At 58.3% G+C, this 18,748-nt stretch carries 16 protein-coding genes and 1 other RNA gene; 6 read left to right on the top strand and 11 right to left on the bottom strand.

Features of this window, described 5'->3' with window-relative positions; genetic code table 11:
- Positions 1–49 precede the first annotated feature (49 nt).
- The 3 genes from aroH to CW267_RS30660 form a co-directional block, all read right to left on the bottom strand.
- Entirely contained in the window at positions 50–1,096 is a 1,047-nt protein-coding gene (gene aroH, locus CW267_RS16740; protein WP_008804446.1) for a 3-deoxy-7-phosphoheptulonate synthase AroH, read from the bottom strand.
- Positions 1,097–1,250: 154 nt separating this feature from the next.
- A complete protein-coding gene (locus CW267_RS16735; protein WP_002909061.1) occupies positions 1,251–2,084 on the bottom strand; it encodes a pyruvate, water dikinase regulatory protein in 834 nt (277 codons plus the stop codon).
- A 144-nt stretch (positions 2,085–2,228) separates the two neighbouring features.
- Positions 2,229–2,348 carry a hypothetical protein gene (locus CW267_RS30660; protein WP_012541375.1) on the bottom strand — a complete coding sequence of 40 codons (120 nt, stop codon included), beginning with the start codon at positions 2,346–2,348 and terminating at the stop codon, positions 2,229–2,231.
- Positions 2,349–2,423: 75 nt separating this feature from the next.
- Between CW267_RS30660 and ppsA the strand changes: the two genes are divergently transcribed.
- Positions 2,424–4,802 carry a phosphoenolpyruvate synthase gene (ppsA, locus tag CW267_RS16730; RefSeq protein WP_012541376.1) on the top strand — a complete coding sequence of 793 codons (2,379 nt, stop codon included), beginning with the start codon at positions 2,424–2,426 and terminating at the stop codon, positions 4,800–4,802.
- Between the two features lie 86 nt (positions 4,803–4,888).
- Here the strand turns inward: ppsA and rprA are convergent.
- An RNA gene (gene rprA / locus CW267_RS16725) (antisense sRNA RprA) lies at positions 4,889–4,996 on the bottom strand.
- Positions 4,997–5,185: 189 nt separating this feature from the next.
- Positions 5,186–6,298 carry an AI-2E family transporter YdiK gene (gene ydiK / locus CW267_RS16720; protein WP_023322844.1) on the bottom strand — a complete coding sequence of 371 codons (1,113 nt, stop codon included), beginning with the start codon at positions 6,296–6,298 and terminating at the stop codon, positions 5,186–5,188.
- A 218-nt stretch (positions 6,299–6,516) separates the two neighbouring features.
- On the opposite strand from ydiK, the gene CW267_RS16715 reads away from it, so the two are divergent.
- The 3 genes from CW267_RS16715 to CW267_RS16705 all read left to right on the top strand — a co-directional run bounded on the left by CW267_RS16715 (position 6,517) and on the right by CW267_RS16705 (position 10,432).
- Complete coding sequence (locus CW267_RS16715) at positions 6,517–9,573, top strand: FAD-binding and (Fe-S)-binding domain-containing protein (protein WP_080928531.1); 3,057 nt, start codon at positions 6,517–6,519, stop codon at positions 9,571–9,573.
- Positions 9,570–9,980, top strand: a complete 411-nt coding sequence (gene menI / locus CW267_RS16710) for a 1,4-dihydroxy-2-naphthoyl-CoA hydrolase (protein ID WP_008804450.1) — start codon at positions 9,570–9,572, stop codon at positions 9,978–9,980. The genes CW267_RS16715 and menI overlap by 4 nt, the downstream gene beginning before the upstream one ends.
- A gap of 203 nt (positions 9,981–10,183) precedes the next feature.
- On the top strand, positions 10,184–10,432 hold the full coding sequence (locus CW267_RS16705) for a GlsB/YeaQ/YmgE family stress response membrane protein (protein ID WP_002909014.1): 249 nt from the start codon (positions 10,184–10,186) through the stop codon (positions 10,430–10,432).
- A gap of 97 nt (positions 10,433–10,529) precedes the next feature.
- Here the strand turns inward: CW267_RS16705 and CW267_RS16700 are convergent, their stop codons facing one another.
- Positions 10,530–10,850 carry a hypothetical protein gene (locus CW267_RS16700; RefSeq protein WP_012967847.1) on the bottom strand — a complete coding sequence of 107 codons (321 nt, stop codon included), beginning with the start codon at positions 10,848–10,850 and terminating at the stop codon, positions 10,530–10,532.
- Positions 10,851–11,458: 608 nt separating this feature from the next.
- Between CW267_RS16700 and CW267_RS16690 the strand changes: the two genes are divergently transcribed.
- Together CW267_RS16690 and CW267_RS16685 are read left to right on the top strand one after the other, a co-directional pair.
- On the top strand, positions 11,459–12,439 hold the full coding sequence (locus CW267_RS16690) for a DUF1852 domain-containing protein (RefSeq protein WP_100780946.1): 981 nt from the start codon (positions 11,459–11,461) through the stop codon (positions 12,437–12,439).
- 23 nt (positions 12,440–12,462) lie between these two features.
- Positions 12,463–13,494 (top strand): methionine synthase, encoded by a 1,032-nt coding sequence (locus CW267_RS16685; protein ID WP_008804453.1) that lies wholly within the window; start codon positions 12,463–12,465, stop codon positions 13,492–13,494.
- 84 nt (positions 13,495–13,578) lie between these two features.
- On the opposite strand, the gene CW267_RS16680 is transcribed toward CW267_RS16685, so the two are convergent.
- The 5 genes from CW267_RS16680 to CW267_RS16660 all read right to left on the bottom strand — a co-directional run bounded on the left by CW267_RS16680 (position 13,579) and on the right by CW267_RS16660 (position 18,689).
- On the bottom strand, positions 13,579–14,766 hold the full coding sequence (locus tag CW267_RS16680) for an MDR family MFS transporter (protein ID WP_164875702.1): 1,188 nt from the start codon (positions 14,764–14,766) through the stop codon (positions 13,579–13,581).
- 56 nt (positions 14,767–14,822) lie between these two features.
- Entirely contained in the window at positions 14,823–15,584 is a 762-nt protein-coding gene (locus CW267_RS16675; RefSeq protein WP_008804455.1) for an ABC transporter ATP-binding protein, read from the bottom strand.
- Positions 15,584–16,621, bottom strand: a complete 1,038-nt coding sequence (locus CW267_RS16670) for a FecCD family ABC transporter permease (RefSeq protein ID WP_012541383.1) — start codon at positions 16,619–16,621, stop codon at positions 15,584–15,586. The genes CW267_RS16675 and CW267_RS16670 overlap by 1 nt, the downstream gene beginning before the upstream one ends.
- A complete protein-coding gene (locus CW267_RS16665; RefSeq protein WP_012967850.1) occupies positions 16,621–17,619 on the bottom strand; it encodes an ABC transporter substrate-binding protein in 999 nt (332 codons plus the stop codon). Before CW267_RS16665 ends, CW267_RS16670 begins: the two co-directional genes overlap by 1 nt.
- A 158-nt stretch (positions 17,620–17,777) precedes the next feature.
- The gene (locus CW267_RS16660; RefSeq protein ID WP_100780945.1) at positions 17,778–18,689 is read right to left on the bottom strand and encodes a LysR family transcriptional regulator; all 912 of its coding nucleotides are present in this window, start codon (positions 18,687–18,689) and stop codon (positions 17,778–17,780) included.
- Positions 18,690–18,748 lie beyond the last annotated feature (59 nt).

The raw sequence follows: 18,748 nt of genomic DNA, 5'->3' as shown, positions 1-18,748 counted from the left end.
GGGAGTCACCGAAGGAAATTGCCCGCCGCAGGCGCGACGGGCGGAGCGGTTACAGACGGGTAGCGGTGGCGGCGGCCAGCTCGCTCAATAATCTTTCGCTGTCATCCCAGCTCAGGCAGGGGTCGGTGATCGACTGGCCCCAGGTCAGCGGCTGGCCGGGGACCACTTTCTGGGTGCCTTCCTGCAGGAAGCTCTCTGCCATAATCCCGGCGATGGCGGTGGAGCCCGCGCGAATTTGCTGACAGATATCGGCGCACACCTCCAGCTGACGGCGGTGCTGCTTCTGGCAGTTGCCATGGCTGAAATCAACGACCAGCTGTTCCGGCAGATCGAATTCACGCAGCGCCTCGCCGGCGGCAGCGATATCCTCGGCATGATAGTTTGGCTGTTTGCCGCCGCGCATAATGATATGCCCGTACGGGTTGCCGCTGGTCTGGTAAATCGTCATCTGCCCCTGCTTGTCCGGAGAGAGGAACATATGGCTGGCGCGGGAGGCGCGGATGGCGTCCACCGCAATGCGCGTATTGCCATCGGTGCCGTTTTTAAACCCGACCGGGCAGGAGAGCGCTGAGGCCATCTCACGGTGGATCTGGCTTTCGGTGGTGCGCGCCCCGATGGCCCCCCAGCTGATGAGATCGGCGATAAACTGACCGGTCACCATATCGAGAAACTCGGTGGCCGTCGGTACCCCCAGCTCATTAACCTGCAGCAGCAGGCGCCGCGCCAGCTCAATTCCGTGGTTGACCCGGTAGCTGCCGTTGAGGTCCGGATCGGAGATTAAGCCTTTCCAGCCCACCACGGTACGCGGTTTTTCAAAGTAGGTGCGCATCACGATCTCCAGCTGCGGCTGGTAGCGCTCGCGCATGCCCTGCAGGCGGCGGGCATACTCCAGCGCCGCGTCGGTATCGTGAATGGAGCAGGGGCCGATAATCACCAGCAGGCGGCGGTCTTCGCCGTTGAGGATTTTTTCAATTCGGCGGCGGGAGGCCGAAACGTGGGCGGCCACGTCGGCCGTGACGGGATGGCGCTGGGCCAGTTCCGCGGGCGTTACCAGGCTTTCAATGCGCGCGGTACGCAATTCGTCTGTTTTATTCATTGGGGTCTCAAAAATCTGTTTCTTCCGCGGCGAAAATGCCGGGAAGTGATGCGCATCACGATAAACCAATCCCTGCTTATTGCAAGAGCAGGGCATGATCCTGTATAGGCCACGGGTGATAGCATAAACAAATTTTTAATAATGTACTAGTGTGTTAGTACATTCTGCGATTCAGTCCCATGATGTCCATGATTTTTGTCGCAATTTCCTCAACAGAATAATTGGTACTGTTCAGGCACGGGATTTTATTTTTGCGATACAGGGCCTCCACTTCGGTCACCTCCATCCGACACTGACGCAGAGAGGCGTAGCGGCTGTTTTCCCGACGCTCTTCGCGGATGGCCGCCAGCCGTTCGGGGTTGATGGTCAGGCCGAACATCTTATGTTGCAGGGGTTTCAGCGACGCCGGCAGCACCAGATTGTCCATATCGTCGGCGATAAACGGATAGTTGGCGGCGCGAATGCCGTACTGCATGGCGAGGTACAGACTGGTGGGCGTCTTGCCGCAGCGCGACACACCGAGGAGGATCACCTGGGCCTGATCGAGGTTACGCAGGGAGATGCCATCGTCGTGGGCGAGGGTGTAATCGATGGCGGCGATACGCGCATCGTATTTGATCAGGTTCCCGGGGTTCAGGCCGTGAGTACGGTGGGCCACTGGCGTCGGGTCGAGGTTTAGCTCCTGCTGCAGCGGGGCCACCAGCGCCTGCACGATGTCCTGACAAAAACCTTCACTTTGCAGAATAATGTCGCGGATTTCCGGGATCACGATGGAATAGAACACCAGCGGGCGAATACCCGTTTGCTGATAGATGGCGTCGATCTGCTCCTTTACCGCCCGCGCGCGGCTGATGTTTTCGACAAACGGCAGAGTCACGCTGCTGATGGCAACCGGGAATTGCGACATCACGGCATGCCCCAGCACTTCTGCCGTAATGGCGGTACCGTCAGAAATATAAAATACGTGGCGATCTACAGCACTTTCCATTTTGACCATCCGGTATAATGAGTTTAATTGCCTGAATACGGATATTAAATTTAAGCATATCCCTGTTTGATTTGTCTCTTGTTAAAATTGAAACGCTATTTTTGTTTTTTATGAAAAGGGTGGTTCATTTTCTTCTTTTTGCCGTTATTTCCAGCGTTTTTCGTCATAATTCCTAAAAATCATCAAGTTAGCTATATCGCGGGAACAGTCCGAAAAATGAAAAAATAATTTGCTTGAACGATTCACCGTTTTTTTCAGCCCCATAAATATGTCAGGATAATCCTGCAGTCGATCGTGAAATTTTTTTCACTGGTATTAAATCACAAAAGGATTGTCTCGATGTCCAACAATGGCTCGTCACCGCTGGTGCTTTGGTATAACCAACTCGGCATGAATGATGTAGACAGAGTTGGGGGCAAAAATGCCTCCCTTGGTGAAATGATTACAAACCTGTCCGGTATGGGTGTTTCCGTGCCTAACGGGTTTGCCACCACCGCTGATGCTTTTGATCAGTTCCTGGACCAAAGCGGTGTTAACCAGCGCATTTATGCACTGCTGGATGAAACCGACATTGACGACGTTTCCGCATTAGCGAAAGCGGGCGCGCAGATCCGTCAGTGGATCATCGACACCCCTTTCCAGAGCGAACTGGAAAACGCGATTCGCGATGCTTATGACCTGCTGTCCGCCGATGACGCCGAGGCCTCATTTGCCGTGCGCTCTTCCGCTACTGCGGAAGATATGCCGGACGCCTCCTTCGCCGGGCAGCAAGAGACATTCCTCAACGTGCAGGGCTTTGACGCCGTGCTCGTTGCCGTGAAGCACGTGTTTGCCTCACTGTTTAACGATCGCGCGATCTCCTATCGCGTGCATCAGGGTTACGATCACCGCGGCGTGGCGCTTTCCGCCGGGGTGCAGAGGATGGTCCGCTCCGATCTGGCCTCCTCCGGCGTCATGTTCTCTATCGATACCGAGTCCGGTTTTGACCAGGTGGTGTTTATCACCTCGGCGTGGGGCCTCGGCGAGATGGTGGTGCAGGGCGCGGTGAACCCGGATGAATTCTACGTCCACAAGCCGACGCTGGCCGCTGGCCGCCCGGCCATCGTGCGCCGCACCATGGGGTCGAAAAAGATCCGCATGGTATACGCGCCGACTCAGGAACACGGCAAGCAGGTGCGTATCGAAGATGTGCCGCAGGCGCAGCGCGATGTTTTCTCGTTAACCAACGAGGAGGTGCAGGAGCTGGCGAAGCAGGCGGTGCAGATCGAGAAGCACTACGGCCGTCCGATGGATATCGAGTGGGCGAAAGATGGCCACACCGGTAAGCTGTTTATCGTCCAGGCGCGTCCGGAAACCGTGCGTTCCCGCGGCCAGGTGATGGAGCGTTATACCCTCCACGCTCAGGGGCAGATCATCGCCGAAGGGCGCGCCATCGGCCACCGCATTGGCGCCGGCCCGGTGAAGGTGATCCACGATATCAGCGAGATGAACCGCATCGAACCTGGCGACGTGCTGGTCACCGACATGACCGACCCGGACTGGGAACCGATCATGAAGAAAGCCTCGGCGATCGTCACCAACCGCGGCGGACGTACCTGCCACGCGGCGATTATCGCCCGTGAGCTGGGGATCCCGGCGGTGGTCGGCTGCGGCGATGCCACCGATCGCATTCAGGAAAACCAGAACGTGACCGTCTCCTGCGCCGAAGGCGACACCGGCTACGTTTACGCCGAGCTGCTGGACTTCAGCGTCAAGAGCTCCAGCGTTGGCGAGATGCCGGATCTGCCGCTGAAGGTGATGATGAACGTCGGCAACCCGGATCGTGCGTTTGACTTTGCCTGCCTGCCGAACGAAGGCGTGGGTCTGGCGCGGCTGGAATTTATCATCAACCGCATGATTGGCGTTCACCCGCGCGCGCTGCTGGAGTTTGACGACCAGGAGCCGGGCCTGCAGAACGAAATCCGCGAGCTGATGAAAGGCTACGATTCGCCGAGAGAGTTCTACGTCGGCCGTCTGACCGAAGGGATCGCTACCCTTGGCGCCGCCTTCTACCCGAAACGCGTCATCGTGCGTTTGTCGGACTTCAAGTCGAACGAATATGCCAACCTGGTGGGCGGCGAGCGTTATGAGCCGGAAGAAGAGAACCCGATGCTCGGCTTCCGTGGCGCCGGACGCTACGTTTCCGAAAGCTTCCGCGACTGCTTCGCGCTGGAGTGTGAAGCGATGAAGCGCGTGCGTAACGACATGGGGCTGACCAACGTTGAAGTGATGGTGCCGTTTGTGCGTACCGTCGCCCAGGCGAAAGCGGTGGTCGAAGAGCTGGAGCGTCAGGGGCTGAAGCGCGGCGAGAACGGGCTGAAGATCATTATGATGTGTGAGATCCCATCGAACGCCTTGCTGGCCGAGCAGTTCCTCGAGTACTTCGACGGCTTCTCCATCGGTTCGAACGACATGACCCAGCTGGCGCTCGGTCTGGATCGCGACTCCGGCGTGGTCTCTGAGCTGTTTGATGAGCGCAACGACGCGGTGAAAGCCCTGCTGTCGATGGCGATCCGCGCAGCGAAAAAACAGGGCAAATACGTCGGCATCTGCGGCCAGGGGCCGTCTGACCATGAAGATTTTGCCGCCTGGCTGATGGAAGAAGGGATCGACAGTCTGTCCCTCAACCCGGATACCGTGGTGCAAACCTGGTTAGGTCTGGCGGAACTGAAAAAATAAGTTCGCCCTGACAGCACCGATCCCCGGCAGCGATGCCGGGGATTTTTTTTGCCTGTTGCAGGCTGTCCGCTGTGGCGATGCGCAGGACAAAAAAAAGCCCATCGTGGGAGATGGGCAAAGACTACACACAGCAATTCGTTGTTTCACTCAGGGGATTTCCATGCTTATAAATCAAGGTGTTGATTTATAACCGTGAGCTAATAGTAGGCAGCGGGGCCTTTGCCGTCGATCAGATTCCTCTCAATAGTTAAATTGTTGTGAAGGACCGGGGGAGGAAAGCGAGGGGAATGGCGCTCAGGGCCAGCGCTTTGCCGGCGATCAATAAATTTTGCTTAACAATAGGCGGGCAAGGAAACAGGCGGGTCTCCCCGCCTGCCAGGGCATTACTTGCGCCCAGCCTCCAGCTCGCTAAGCTCTTCGAGGACGACATCGGGGTCTTTCGGCGGCGGCGGCACTTCGTGTACCCAGGCGTCATACAGACGCCAGGAGACGGCCAGCAGCACTGGACCGATAAACAGACCGATCATGCCGAAGGCGATCAGTCCGCCAATGACGCCGGTAAGGATGAGGATCATCGGCAGGTCGGCGCCCATACGGATAAGCACCGGACGAATGACGTTGTCCATGGTGCCAACCACGCAGCTCCACACCAGCAGCACGGTGCCCCAGGTGGTGTCCCCGCTCCAGTAAAGCCAGATAATCGACGGCACCAGAACCAGCAAAGGGCCGAGCTGGACCAGACAGGTAAAGATCATCACCACGGTCAGCAGAGCGGCGTAGGGCACGCCGGAGATGGCAAGGCCGATCCCGCCCAGCACCGCCTGAGTAAGGGCCGTCACCACCACGCCCAGCGCCACGGCGCGCACGGCCTGGCCGGCCAGCAGCACCGCCGCATCGCCGCGTTTGGCTGCGAGGCGTGTAGCGAAGTAGCGGAAACCATAGGCCACCTGCTCGCCGCGCCAGTAGAGCAGCGCGCTGAACAACAGCATCAGACCGCAGTAGACCAGCAGCTTGCCGATGTGCGCCGCTTGCCCGACAAACCAGCTGGTGGTAGTGCCAATATAGGGGCGAACCTTGGCCATAATCGCCGAGCCGCCCATATCCAGCAGACCATGCCAGGCGGAATACAGCTTATCGCCGACCAGCGGCACGCTGTTCAGCCAGGCGAAATCCGGCAGCGTCACATTTCCACTGCTGATAAGTTTGATCAGCGGGACGCTGTTATCCACCAGGCTGTTGACCAGCAGAGCGATAGGAATAACGAATAACAAAAACAGCAGCAGGGTCATCGCAAGCACCGCCAGCAGTCGTTTGCCAAACAGCACGCGCTGCAGACGCAGCAGCACCGGCCAGGTGGCGATCACCACCGTACCGGCCCAGGCGAAGGACAGAATAAACGGCTGCACAACCCACAGGCAGGATATGATAATCAGGGCCAGGAACAGCACCGACAGCAGTATTTGCGGAATGTCCCGAGGCTGATGGGGGTTTATCATAGAGAAATTTTACCTTTCCAGTCGCGCCAAAAAGCTGGCGCCGCGTAAATCCATGTACTGATAATAATATCAATAATATTGCCGGGCTGATTTTGCACAGAAAACACGTGGGCGCATATGAAAAAAATGTGATAAAAAGTTGAATGCGCTACGCAAACGTTTAGTTAGCACCAACACAATATTTTCAAACACAACATAGTCAGGCAGGGTCAAGTGTGATGATCCCACAAATTTCTCAGGCACCAGGGGTAGTTCAGCTGGTGCTGAATTTTTTGCAGGTACTGGAGCAACAGGGTTTTACCGGCGATACCGCCACCAGCTATGCCGACAGGCTGACGATGGCCACCGACAACAGCGTCTATCAGCTGCTGCCGGATGCGGTCCTTTTCCCGCGTTCTACGGCGGACGTGGCCTTGCTGGCGCGCGTCGCCGCCGAACCGCGCTTTACATCGCTGGTCTTCACGCCGCGCGGCGGCGGCACCGGCACCAACGGCCAGGCGCTGAACGGCGGGATTATTGTCGATATGTCCCGCTATATGAATCGCATCATTGAGATTAACCCCGAAGAGGGCTGGGTGCGCGTTGAAGCCGGGGTCATCAAAGATCAGCTGAACCAGTTTCTTAAACCCTATGGTTACTTCTTTGCACCTGAGCTTTCCACCAGCAACCGCGCCACGCTGGGCGGGATGATAAACACCGACGCGTCCGGACAGGGATCGCTGGTGTACGGTAAAACGTCGGATCACGTGCTCGGTCTGCGAGCGGTGCTGATGGGCGGCGATATCCTCGACACCCAGGCGGTGCCAGTAGCGCTGGCGGAGACGCTGGGCAACACCCCATCGACGATTGGCCGGATCTATAACACGGTCTACCAGCGCTGCAAGACGCAGCGTGAACTGATCATTGATAAGTTTCCTAAACTTAACCGCTTCCTCACCGGGTACGATCTGCGCCATGTCTTTAACGATGAGATGAGCGAGTTCGATCTGACCCGTATTTTAACCGGTTCGGAAGGCACGCTGGCGTTTATTACCGAAGCGCGGCTGGATATCACCCGCCTGCCGAAGGTGCGCCGTCTGGTCAACGTTAAATATGACTCCTTTGACTCCGCGTTGCGTAATGCGCCCTTTATGGTGCAGGCGAAAGCGCTGTCGGTGGAGACTGTCGACTCCAAGGTACTGAATCTGGCGCGCGAGGATATCGTCTGGCACTCGGTAAGCGAACTGATCACCGACGTGCCGGATAAAGAGATGCTCGGGCTCAATATCGTCGAATTCGCCGGGGATGACGCTACGCTGATTGACCAGCAAGTCACTACCCTGTGCCAGCGGCTGGATGAGCTGATGGCCGGCAGCGAGGCGGGCGTCATCGGCTGGCAGGTCTGTCACGATCTCGATGGCGTAGAGCGGATCTACGCCATGCGCAAGAAGGCCGTCGGCCTGTTGGGCAATGCCAAAGGCGCCGCCAAGCCTATTCCTTTCGCTGAAGACACTTGCGTACCGCCTGAGCATCTGGCGGATTACATCGTCGAGTTCCGCGCGCTGCTCGACAGCCACGGCCTGAGCTACGGCATGTTTGGCCACGTTGATGCCGGGGTGCTGCACGTGCGCCCGGCGCTGGATATGTGCGATCCGCAGCAGGAGGTGCTGATGAAGCAGATCTCCGATGACGTGGTGGCGCTGACGGCGAAGTATGGCGGCCTGCTGTGGGGCGAACACGGCAAAGGCTTCCGCGCGGAGTACAGCCCGGCCTTCTTTGGCGAGGTGCTGTACGGCGAACTTAGGAAGATCAAAGCGGTCTTCGATCCCGATAACCGCCTGAACCCAGGGAAAATCTGTCCTCCGGAAGGGGTCGACGCGCCGATGATGAAAGTCGATGCGGTGAAGCGCGGCACCTGGGATCGGCAGATCCCTATCGCGGTGCGCAGCAGCTGGCGCGGGGCGATGGAGTGTAATGGCAACGGGTTGTGCTTCAACTTTGACGTCAAGAGTCCGATGTGTCCGTCGATGAAAGTCAGCAACCAGCGCATCCACTCGCCGAAAGGGCGCGCGACGCTGGTGCGTGAATGGCTGCGCCTGCTGGCCGACCGCGGCGTCGATCCCAACCAGCTGGAGAAGGCGTTGCCGGAGCAGGGCGTCAGCCTGCGTTCGCTGGTGGCGCGCACGCGGAACAGCTGGCATGCGCGTAAAGGGGAATATGACTTCTCGCACGAGGTCAAAGAGGCGATGTCCGGCTGTCTGGCCTGCAAAGCCTGTTCGACCCAGTGCCCGATCAAAATCGATGTGCCCGAGTTCCGTTCGCGCTTCCTGCAGCTGTATCACAGCCGCTACCTGCGCCCGGTACGCGACCATCTGGTGGCCTCGGTCGAATCCTATGCGCCGCTGATGGCGCAGGCGCCGAAGACTTTTAACTTTTTTATTAACCAGCCGTGGCTGAAAAAGCTGTCGGAGAAGCACATCGGGATGGTTGATCTGCCGTTGCTTTCGGCGCCGTCGCTGAAGCAGCAGATGGCCGGCCACCGCTCCGCCAACATGACCCTTGAGCAGCTCGAAACGCTGAGCGACGAACAAAAAGCGAAGATGGTGCTGGTGGTGCAGGATCCCTTCACCAGCTATTACGACGCCCAGGTGGTGGCTGACTTTATTCGCCTCGTCGAAGCGTTAGGCTATCAGCCGGTGCTGCTGCCGTTCTCTCCGAACGGTAAGGCGCAGCATATTAAAGGATTCCTCACCCGCTTTGCGCGCACCGCGCAGAAGACAGCAGACTTCCTCAATCGCGTGGCGCAGCTTGGCATGCCGCTGGTCGGCGTCGACCCGGCGCTGGTGCTCTGCTACCGCGATGAGTATAAGCAAACCCTTGGCGACAAGCGCGGCGATTTCCAGGTGCTGTTAGTCCATGAGTGGTTGCCGAAGGCGTTGACGACCGCCGCCCGTCCCGAACAGGGAGGCGAGCCCTGGTACCTGTTCGGTCACTGTACGGAAGTGACCGCGCTACCGGCGGCGACAAAACAGTGGGCAGAGATTTTTGCCCACTTTGGCGCGAAACTGGAAAACGTCAGCGTTGGGTGTTGCGGGATGGCAGGGACCTATGGCCATGAAGTGAAAAACCATGCCAACTCGCTGGCCATTTACGCGCTCTCCTGGCAGCAGGCGATGCAGCGGCTGCCGCGTAACCGCTGTCTGGTGACGGGCTACTCCTGCCGCAGTCAGGTGAAGCGCATTGAAGGCAGCGGCGTTCGCCATCCGCTGCAGGCGTTACTGGAGATAATAGGATGATTTGGAAACGTCAGGCCACGCTGGAGCAGCTCAACCGGCTCGGTGAGGGAAACATGGTAGGGCTGCTCGATATTCGCTTTGAGACCTTTACCGACGATACGCTGGAGGCCACGATGCCGGTGGATAGCCGTACGCAGCAGCCGTTTGGCCTGCTGCACGGCGGGGCCTCGGTGGTGCTGGCGGAGACCCTGGGGTCGGTAGCGGGTTATCTGTGCAGCGAAGGCGAACAGAAGGTGGTGGGGCTGGAGGTTAACGCCAACCACATTCGTTCGGCGCGCGGGGGCCGGGTGCGGGGGGTCTGTAAAGCGCTGCATGTCGGCACTCGTCATCAGGTCTGGCAAATCGAAATCTTCGACGAACAGTCGCGATTATGCTGTTCATCGCGGCTAACCACCGCAGTAATATAAGCCATGACCGGGAGGCGAATAGCCTCCCTTTTTTCAGGGTAATAAACGGTAACGGGTTTGTCAGGACCAGAGATTTTGTCGCACGGACCACCCTGCAGCGGCAAGGAATTATCTAATAAATATATTATTGCCGATCCACTCGCGTTATATATGCTACTCTTTTCAATACTAAATGCTTAAAGGTAACAAGAGGACGGTTAACCATGGGTATTCTTTCCTGGATCATTTTTGGACTTATTGCCGGTATTTTAGCCAAGTGGATTATGCCGGGGAAAGACGGCGGCGGGTTTATTGTGACCGTTATTCTGGGGATCATCGGCGCCGTGGTTGGCGGCTGGATCAGTACCCTGTTTGGTTTTGGCAAGGTCGACGGGTTTAATTTCGGCAGCTTTGTGGTCGCGGTAATCGGCGCGCTGGTCGTGCTGTTTATCTACCGGAAAGTGCGCAGTTAAATCTCTGCCATTCTGTTTCATTCTCGTTAACAAAGCTGCCGCGATAAGCGGCAGCTTTTTTTATTGCAGTGCCCAGGTCAGGCGACCCGCGCAAGGGCTATTGCCCGTCGGCATCCCCGGTAACGGGCACCACCTCAACGTGAACTTCGTAGTGCTTCGCCGGGCTGGCCGGGATCAGCGCGGTCAGTTTGTTAATGGTTTCTGCCGGCGTATCGGTCGCTACCGTGGCCGAAAACAGCACCGGTCTGTGCGGCGGAAGCTGCGGCGGGAACGGCGGCAGGGGGCCACGGCCCATCTCCAGCGGGGGGCGGGCCCCGTTATCAACGGCGGGCGCCGGGACGTCGGTTTTATCGGCCGCAAAGGCGCTGGCGGCGGCAACCGCGGCGATGGCGAACAGGGCAGTCAAAGCTTTTTTCATCTGGTATTCCTCGATTAGCAAGTACCAAAAGAGTAGAGGGCGGCGGCAGGCGGGACAATCCCATGCGACGCGAATCCTCTGAATCTCCTTTTTTCTTCGCGAATGTGAAGGTCAGATGAGAGCTTGTGTCATTGGGGAAGCATTTTAGTTCAGCAGTACGCTCATAATCAGCAGCACGGCCATGCACATCGACATAATACTGATATCAACAATCATTCTTTACGACAAAAGCTCCAGCAAACGGGTACGGCACGGCGGCGACGTCAAAGCACGTATTATAGTGGTTAAAGATTGTACCCTGGCATATATTCACTGGACAAATGATTATTCGCCAGACGTTGCCTGAGTTGCCCGCGCCTGACCATAGCGCCATGACCACGACCGGTTCCACACCTTGCAACCAGCGCTCAGCGGAGCAACATGAGGATGGCTCATGTTGCAATGAATTTAAGTCGCTTTCCCTCCACCGCCGACTCTGGCAAAAATAGACTCATTAACGAATCAACAACATTTATCGGTTGAAGCGCGCCAGGCCTGACCCCGCGTTGCTTGTGGAATGGCAATCTGCTCATTCAGCTTCATACCCAACACCAGAATGGACAATCGCCATGACTAACGAATTTACCTATACGATTAAGCGCAGTCGTTTTGATGAAAACTATAACCCCGCGGAAAATACGCGTATTACCACCAACTTTGCCAATTTAGCCAGAGGGGAGAACCGTCAGGAAAATCTGCGCAATACGTTAATCATGATGAATAACCGGTTTAATACCCTGGCGCACTGGGATAATCCTCATAACGATCGCTATGCGGTGGAACTGGATATTATTTCTGTCGAGATGAATATTGCTCAGAATGGCGCCAGCTTCCCGGTGATAGAGATCCTGCAAACGCATATTGTCGATAAAAAGAGCGGAGAGCGCCATGCCGGTATCGCCGGTAATAACTTCTCCTCCTATGTGCGGGATTATGATTTTAGCGTGCTGCTGCTGGAACATAATAAAAACCGGGGTAGCTTTAGCGTGCCCGATAACTTTGGCGAGCTGCATGGCAATATCTTTAAGGATTTCGTGCAATCCAGCGCCTATAAGGCCAGCTTCAGCAAGGCGCCGGTGATTTGCCTGAGCGTCTCCAGCAAAGATGTTTACCGGCGTACCGGTAATGAACATCCGGTCCTCGGCATTGAATATGCTCAGGATGGCGTGTCGCTGACGGAGCGCTATTTCAGCAAAATGGGCCTGCAGGTGCGCTATTTTATGCCGAAGCACAGTGTCGCGCCGTTAGCCTTTTATTTTACCGGCGATCTGCTCAGCGATTACACCAGCCTGGAGCTGATCGCGACCATCAGCACGATGGAGACGTTCCAGAAAATATACCGCCCGGAGATCTACAATGCCAATTCCTCGGCGGGGCAATACTATCAACCCAATCTCAACCACCTGGATCATTCATTAACAAAAATTGTTTATGACCGGGAAGAGCGCAGCCTGTTGGCGATAGAGCAGGGTAAATTTACACAACAACATTTTATCAACCCGCACAAGACGTTGCTTGAGCAATGGTCTGCTAACTTCGCGCTTTGCTAAACCAAAATAAAAGGCTACTTATTATGAAAACATGGCTTCCGACATCGACCGCCGGCAGTTTACCGAAACCGTCCTGGCTGGCGCAGCCAGAGACCCTGTGGTCGCCCTGGAAACTGTCCAGCGAGGAATTACTGGCCGGCAAGCGCGATGCCCTGCGTTTGTCCCTCGACGACCAGCTGCGTGCCGGGATCGATATTGTCAGCGACGGCGAGCAAACGCGGCAGCACTTTGTCACCACCTTTATTGAGCACCTCAGCGGCGTTGATTTTGCCAAACGCGAGATCGTGAAAATTCGTAACCGCTATGAGGCCAGTGTTCCAACCGTGGTGGGCGCCGTGGAGCGCCAGAAACCGGTCTTCGTGGAGGACGCGCGCTATCTGCGTCAGCTCACCAGCCAGCCGATCAAATGGGCGCTGCCAGGCCCAATGACCATGATCGACACGCTGTATGACAACCACTATAAAAGCCGGGAAAAGCTGGCCTGGGAGTTCGCCAAAATCCTTAATCAGGAAGCGAAAGAGTTAGAGGCCGCCGGAGTCGATATTATTCAGTTCGATGAGCCGGCCTTCAACGTCTTCTTTGATGAAGTCAACGACTGGGGGATCGCCGCCTTAGAAAGAGCGACCGAAGGGCTGAAGTGTGAAACGGCGGTGCATATCTGCTACGGCTACGGCATCAAGGCGAATACCGACTGGAAAAAAACGCTGGGTTCTGAGTGGCGACAGTATGAGGAGGCCTTCCCGCAGCTGCAGAAATCCTCCCTCGATATTATCTCTCTCGAGTGCCACAACTCGCGGGTGCCGATGGATCTGCTGGAACTGATCCGCGGTAAAAAGGTGATGGTCGGGGCGATCGATGTCGCCAGTCATGCTATCGAAACCCCGGAAGAGGTGGCTGAAACCCTGCGCAAGGCGCTGGCGTTCGTCGATGCCGACAAACTCTACCCGTCCACCAACTGCGGTATGGCGCCGCTGCCGCGCCATGTCGCGACCGGCAAACTGCATGCCCTGAGCGCCGGCGCCGAAATCGTTCGCCGCGAGCTGGCGGCAAAGTAAGGCGGGGCGCATTCCCGTTATCTTCCCCTGGCGGTGTCACTCATCGCCGGTTCACCTCCTGAGCGGGCTGTTGCCCGCTCAGCGTCATGTTGCCGCCAGTGGGCGGCAGATCGTCCGCAGGGCCACGGCACTGCACAGTGGAAACAGCGCCAGCAGGAGCCAGGGATAAACCGCCTGCGACGAGGGGGTGAGCGCCTGGTCAAGCAAATGACCGAGCAGCAAATTCCCGGCTAACACCGCGAACCCCCCCGCGGTGGCGAGCGCCCCGTAGTGGGCGCCCAGCGTCGACTCCTCAGCGAACAGCGGGATCAGATCCTTGGCTGAGGGCACCAGCAGCATCTGGCCGAGGGTGAGCAGCGTGACAAAGCAGGCCGACGGTACTAATCGCAACCAGCCTTCGGCGGGCGGGGTGGCGGCAAATAACGCCACGCTGACAAAAGAAGCCGACAGCAGCAGAAAGCCCACCGGCAGGATGCGCACGGCGCCAATTCGTCGGGCGAAGCGGGCGAGAGGGAGCTGCAGGGTGATAATCAACAGCGAGGCCAGCATAAAGAGCGGCGCCAGATCCTGCTCACGACCGCCGGAACGTTGGATCTCCACCGGCAGGGCGAGGTACAGCTGGTTGTAGCTCAACAGCCAGGAGCTGTAGGCGAGAATAAACGCGACAAAGCGCGGCTGGCGCAAAGGCATCCACCATGGGACTCGTCTGCGCGTTGTTGTCGTGTGCCCGTCGGCGGGCAGACAGAAAAAGAGCACCAGCAGCGCCAGGAGAAAGATTCCCGCGCCGGCGAGGGCGATATGCCGAAAGCCGATCCCGCTCAGCAGCCCTCCGGCCACCGGGCCGATAACCGCCCCCAGCTCACCGCACACCGCAAACAGCGCAAACCACTCGGCGCGGCTGCGTTTCCCGTTGGCCTGGCTGTGGGTACCGGTCCGCGCCAGCAGGGCCTCGATCGACGGGGAAAACAGAGCGCCGCCGACGCCGGTCAGGCAGGCGCCGAGGATAATGGGCCACAGCGACGTAGCGCACGCCAGCAGCAGATAACCGGCGACGCGAACGACGCAGCCGGCGAGGATGATGGCCTTAGCGCCATAGCGGTCGGCCAGCGTCCCGCCGATGATAAACATGCCCTGCTGAGAGAAGGTGCGCAGCCCGAGGATCAGGCCGATAAGTCCCCCCGAGAGCAGCATGTCGTCGCGCAGGAAGAGGGCGAGGAAAGGAACGACCGCGTAAAAGCCAATATTAAAAACGAACTGACTTCCCAGTAACACGGGAGGCCAGAGGGTTGCCGCAGGGCGCAGGGAGAAGAGAGGCATATCCGCCCAACCTAAACGATGAAATGAATGTGTTTTTTACCGTGGTAAGGGGAGATCTCGATTTTGGTTTTCACCCGGAAAACGTCCCACAGCAGCGCTTCGGACAAAATCTCCTCCGGCGTCCCGCTGGCGAGGATCTGCCCCTGCTGCATCACGATCAGCGAATCGCAGAACATCGCGGCATGGTTCAGATCGTGAATGGCCACAATGCTGGTCACCGGCAGCTCGCTGATCAACTGCATTAACTGCATCTGATGGTGTATATCCAGATGGTTGGTAGGCTCATCCAGCAGGATTTCGCTCGGGCTCTGCGCCAGCGCGCGGGCGATATGCACCCGCTGCCGCTCGCCGCCGGAGAGGCTTAACCATCCCTGCTCGCTTTTTTCCAGCATCGCCACCCGCTGCAGCGCGGCGGTGATCGCCTCGTCATCCTGAGCGCTCCAGTTTGAAAACGGGGAGTGGTGGGGTATGCGCCCCAGGCGCACGACGTCGCGCACCCGCATATTGGCCTCGGTCATGCCGTGTTGCTCGACGAAAGCCACGCGGCGGGCGAGCTGCTTTTTCGCCATCCGGGTGATGTCCTGGCCGTCGAGGGTGACGCGACCCGCATCCGGGCGGCGCAGGCCCGCCAGAACGCGCAGCAGCGAGGATTTGCCGCAGCCGTTGGGCCCCAGCAGTCCGACCGTTTCGCCGCGCGACACCCGCAGCGAGACATTATTGACGATGACCTTTTTGCCTGCCTTCCAGGTGATATTTTCAGCGCAAATACTCATCACTTATTCCTTGAGCGGTAGATAATCACGGCAAAGAAAGGCACCCCAACCAGGGCGGTTACCACCCCAACGGGCAGACTCTGCGGGGCAATCAGCAGGCGCGACGCAATGTCCGCCAGTACCATCAATATCGCCCCTGCCAGCGCGCTGGCGATCAGCAACGTCCGGTGTAGCGGGCCAAAGAAGAAGCGCATCACGTGCGGCACCACCAGGCCGACAAAGCCGATCGAGCCGGCCATACTGACGATGGTGGCGGTGATCAGCGCCGCGGTGGTGAAGAGGATCAGGCGTACCTGTGGCACGGCAATCCCCAGCGAGGCGGCGGCATCATCGCCGAAGGTGAATGCATCCAGCGCCCGGGCATACCACAGGCAGACCGCCAGGCCCGCGAGCACCACCACGATGACCAACTGGAATTCGGGCCAGCGGACGCCGCTGAAGCTGCCCAGCAGCCAGAACATCACATCGCGCGCCTGCTGCGCGCTGGCGGAGGTGCTGATGGTGTAAGCCGTGATGGCGTTAAATAACTGCGATGCGGCAACGCCCGCCAGAATCGTACGCTCATTGCCGCCGCGCGCGCCGTTAGTCAGCAAGGCGACAAAGGCGAAGGCAGCGAAGGCCCCGGCAAAGGCGCCTGCCGAGAGGGAAATCGCGCCAGCGCCAAGGCCCAACACCACGATCGACACCGCGCCGGTGGAGGCTCCGGCGGAGACGCCGAGGACGTAGGGTTCCGCGAGGGCATTTTTCAGCAGGCTTTGCAGCACGACGCCGCAGATAGCGAGGCCTGCGCCGCAGCAGGCGGCGACCAGCGCGCGGCTGAGGCGGAAATCCCAGATAACGCTCTCATAGATACGGTTGAGAGGCTCAGCGGTTAAGCCGGTTCTGTTGCTGATAGCGTAAAAAACATTCTGCAGCGGGATGGCCAGCTCGCCGACGCTGACGCCCACCGCTATCACCAGCGCCAGCACGATCACGGCCAGTAAACACCAGCCGGTGAGCAGCATGCTGCGGCGTGTCTGAAGCACGGCGACGCTCATCAGTTCAGCCCCATTTTTCTCAGCTGTTCGCCCACCTGTTCCGCGCCATAAAGCGTGCGGATGGTCGGATTCATCGCCTGACCGTCCATGACCACGATATGGCCTTTTTTCACGGCCTCCAGCTGGCTGACGGCGGGATCGCTTTTGAGGAATTTGATCTTCTCCTCGGCCTTATCCAGCGCCCAGCGGTTACGATCCAGGCTGGAGACCACGATCACATCCGGGTTGGCGGCAATGATGCTCTCCCAGCTCACCGTGGGCCACTCGGTCTCGGAGGTTATCGCATTATGGCCGCCCAGCACGCTGGCGATAAAACCGGAGGCGCTGTTTTTGCCGCCAACATAGGCATCGGCTGAAGGTGAGGCGCTGGAGAACCAGAAGACGAAGGAGAGATCCTTTTTGCTTTTACCAAACTCCTGGCGCAGGTCGGCTTCACGTTTTTTGAAATCGGCAATCAGCGCCTGACCACGATCTTCGACGTTGAAAATGCGGGCAAAATCGCTAATTTCCTGATACAGCCAGGTCATATCCCACAGCTTTTGCCGGCTGCCATACATATCGCCGGTGGCCTTTTTGGTGGCGCACATCCCCGGTGAGACGTAGCTGTTTACGCCGACGGTAGCGAGATCTTCACGCTTAGCGACTTTGCTTTCCGGCCCCAGTAGCAGAGGTAACTGGGCGGGAACGAAATCGGGATTTTGCGCCAGCACGGATTCCAGGCTCGGAATTTCCACCGTCAGGGTTTTAATCTTCGCGTTTTGCTCAGCCAGCTGCGGTAAAACGCTGGTCGGCCAGAAGGCGCTGGCGACCACCTGCTTTTGCAGCCCGAGCAGCAGCAGAATTTCGACCGTATTTTGCCCCAGCGCGACCACGCGCTCCGGCGGCCGGGTGAAGGTCTCCTGATAGCCACAGTTTTCAATCGTCAGGGGGTAGGTTGTTGCCAGCGCGGAACTGACGGCGGTGAACATCAAGCCTAACGCGCAGAGGACCTTCTTCATTAAACGCTATCCTTGTAAACAGGCGAGTGGATGACCAGCAAATGGGAGTAATGCAAATGAAACTCATTATTGGGGCGGGGTTTTATACAATGCCATATTTACAGTGTCAATGAGTGACTATTTCGGCAGGCAATGAAATGCCCGCGCGATGGGGCGGATCAGCTCGCCAGTGGGCCACGAATATACGCCTGCAACCCCTGGGCGAGAAAATCAAATACCCGCTTACAGGCTGGGCTGTGGCGCAGATCCTCATGCATTACCAGCCAGGTATCGAGATTCAGGGAAAAGTCGGCCGCCAGCACTCGCTGCAGGGGAATAATGCCATCCGCAAGGGGCACCTGGCAGATGCCGATCCCCGCCCCGGCGCGGATCAGGCTCAACTGGGCGAGGTCGCTATCGGTCCGCATCGCGAACGCTTCGCGCTGAAATCGGGGGTAAGCCTGCAGGGCCCGGCGAACAAGTGGGGTGGCGCTATCGAAACCAATCAGCGCGTGGCTGGCCAGATCGTCGAGGGTTGCGGGCAGCCCCTGGCGCGTCAGGTAGGCGGCGGTGGCATGTAACCCAAGCTCGATCCTGCCGAGACGGCGGGCGATAAGCTGCTCCTGCTGCGGGGCGACCATCCGCACCGCAATATCCGCCTCCCGGTGAAGCAGATCCTGAAACCGATTGGAGAGCATCAGTTCGATGACGATATTCGGGCACGCCTGCCTGAGCCGGGCAACCAGCGGCGGCAACACCTCGGCGCCGACCACCTCGCTGGCTGCCACCCGCACCACGCCACGCAGATCGGTTTTGTCGCGACTGAAGTTGGCCGCCGTGCGTTCCAGCGCCCGGGCGGTATTGTCCATCGCCTCGGCGTGCACCCGCAGCGCCAGCGCCGCGTCGGTCGCCAGCAGGCCGGTCTGCGAGCGGGTAAATAAGGCCTGGCCGAGCGCGGCCTCCAGCCCGGCAATATGGCGCCCCGCCGTCGGCTGGGTGATGTTCAGGGTGCGCGATGCGCCCGATAAGGAACCTTCCTGCAGGACGGCGAGAAAGGTTCGGTACCACTCCCAGTGAATAGAGGTATTCATACAAAAATGTATAGCTGCTCGATGATGGTATGCAATTTCATTTGATATGAGCGGCAGGT

Origin of the sequence: Klebsiella sp. X1-16S-Nf21, from assembly GCF_002837615.1 — a bacterium.
GTDB classification, from domain to species: Bacteria; Pseudomonadota; Gammaproteobacteria; order Enterobacterales; family Enterobacteriaceae; genus Klebsiella; species Klebsiella variicola.
Note: the sequence above shows the minus strand (reverse complement) of the source record. Positions and strands in the feature narration are given on the sequence as shown.

What these genes read in the sequence shown, in the direction of transcription:
- CW267_RS16690 (WP_100780946.1), top strand. Translation starts at nt 11,459, where the DNA reads ATGACTAACGAATTTACCTATACGATTAAGCGCAGTCGTTTTGATGAA.
- CW267_RS30660 (WP_012541375.1), bottom strand. Translation starts at nt 2,348, where the DNA reads ATGGGGCTGAAAAAAACGGTGAATCGTTCAAGCAAATTATTTTTTCAT.
- CW267_RS16700 (WP_012967847.1), bottom strand. Translation starts at nt 10,850, where the DNA reads ATGAAAAAAGCTTTGACTGCCCTGTTCGCCATCGCCGCGGTTGCCGCC.
- CW267_RS16735 (WP_002909061.1), bottom strand. Translation starts at nt 2,084, where the DNA reads ATGGAAAGTGCTGTAGATCGCCACGTATTTTATATTTCTGACGGTACC.
- CW267_RS16715 (WP_080928531.1), top strand. Translation starts at nt 6,517, where the DNA reads ATGATCCCACAAATTTCTCAGGCACCAGGGGTAGTTCAGCTGGTGCTG.
- ppsA (WP_012541376.1), top strand. Translation starts at nt 2,424, where the DNA reads ATGTCCAACAATGGCTCGTCACCGCTGGTGCTTTGGTATAACCAACTC.
- menI (WP_008804450.1), top strand. Translation starts at nt 9,570, where the DNA reads ATGATTTGGAAACGTCAGGCCACGCTGGAGCAGCTCAACCGGCTCGGT.
- CW267_RS16665 (WP_012967850.1), bottom strand. Translation starts at nt 17,619, where the DNA reads ATGAAGAAGGTCCTCTGCGCGTTAGGCTTGATGTTCACCGCCGTCAGT.
- CW267_RS16660 (WP_100780945.1), bottom strand. Translation starts at nt 18,689, where the DNA reads ATGAATACCTCTATTCACTGGGAGTGGTACCGAACCTTTCTCGCCGTC.
- CW267_RS16685 (WP_008804453.1), top strand. Translation starts at nt 12,463, where the DNA reads ATGAAAACATGGCTTCCGACATCGACCGCCGGCAGTTTACCGAAACCG.
- CW267_RS16670 (WP_012541383.1), bottom strand. Translation starts at nt 16,621, where the DNA reads ATGAGCGTCGCCGTGCTTCAGACACGCCGCAGCATGCTGCTCACCGGC.
- CW267_RS16705 (WP_002909014.1), top strand. Translation starts at nt 10,184, where the DNA reads ATGGGTATTCTTTCCTGGATCATTTTTGGACTTATTGCCGGTATTTTA.
- ydiK (WP_023322844.1), bottom strand. Translation starts at nt 6,298, where the DNA reads ATGATAAACCCCCATCAGCCTCGGGACATTCCGCAAATACTGCTGTCG.
- CW267_RS16675 (WP_008804455.1), bottom strand. Translation starts at nt 15,584, where the DNA reads ATGAGTATTTGCGCTGAAAATATCACCTGGAAGGCAGGCAAAAAGGTC.
- aroH (WP_008804446.1), bottom strand. Translation starts at nt 1,096, where the DNA reads ATGAATAAAACAGACGAATTGCGTACCGCGCGCATTGAAAGCCTGGTA.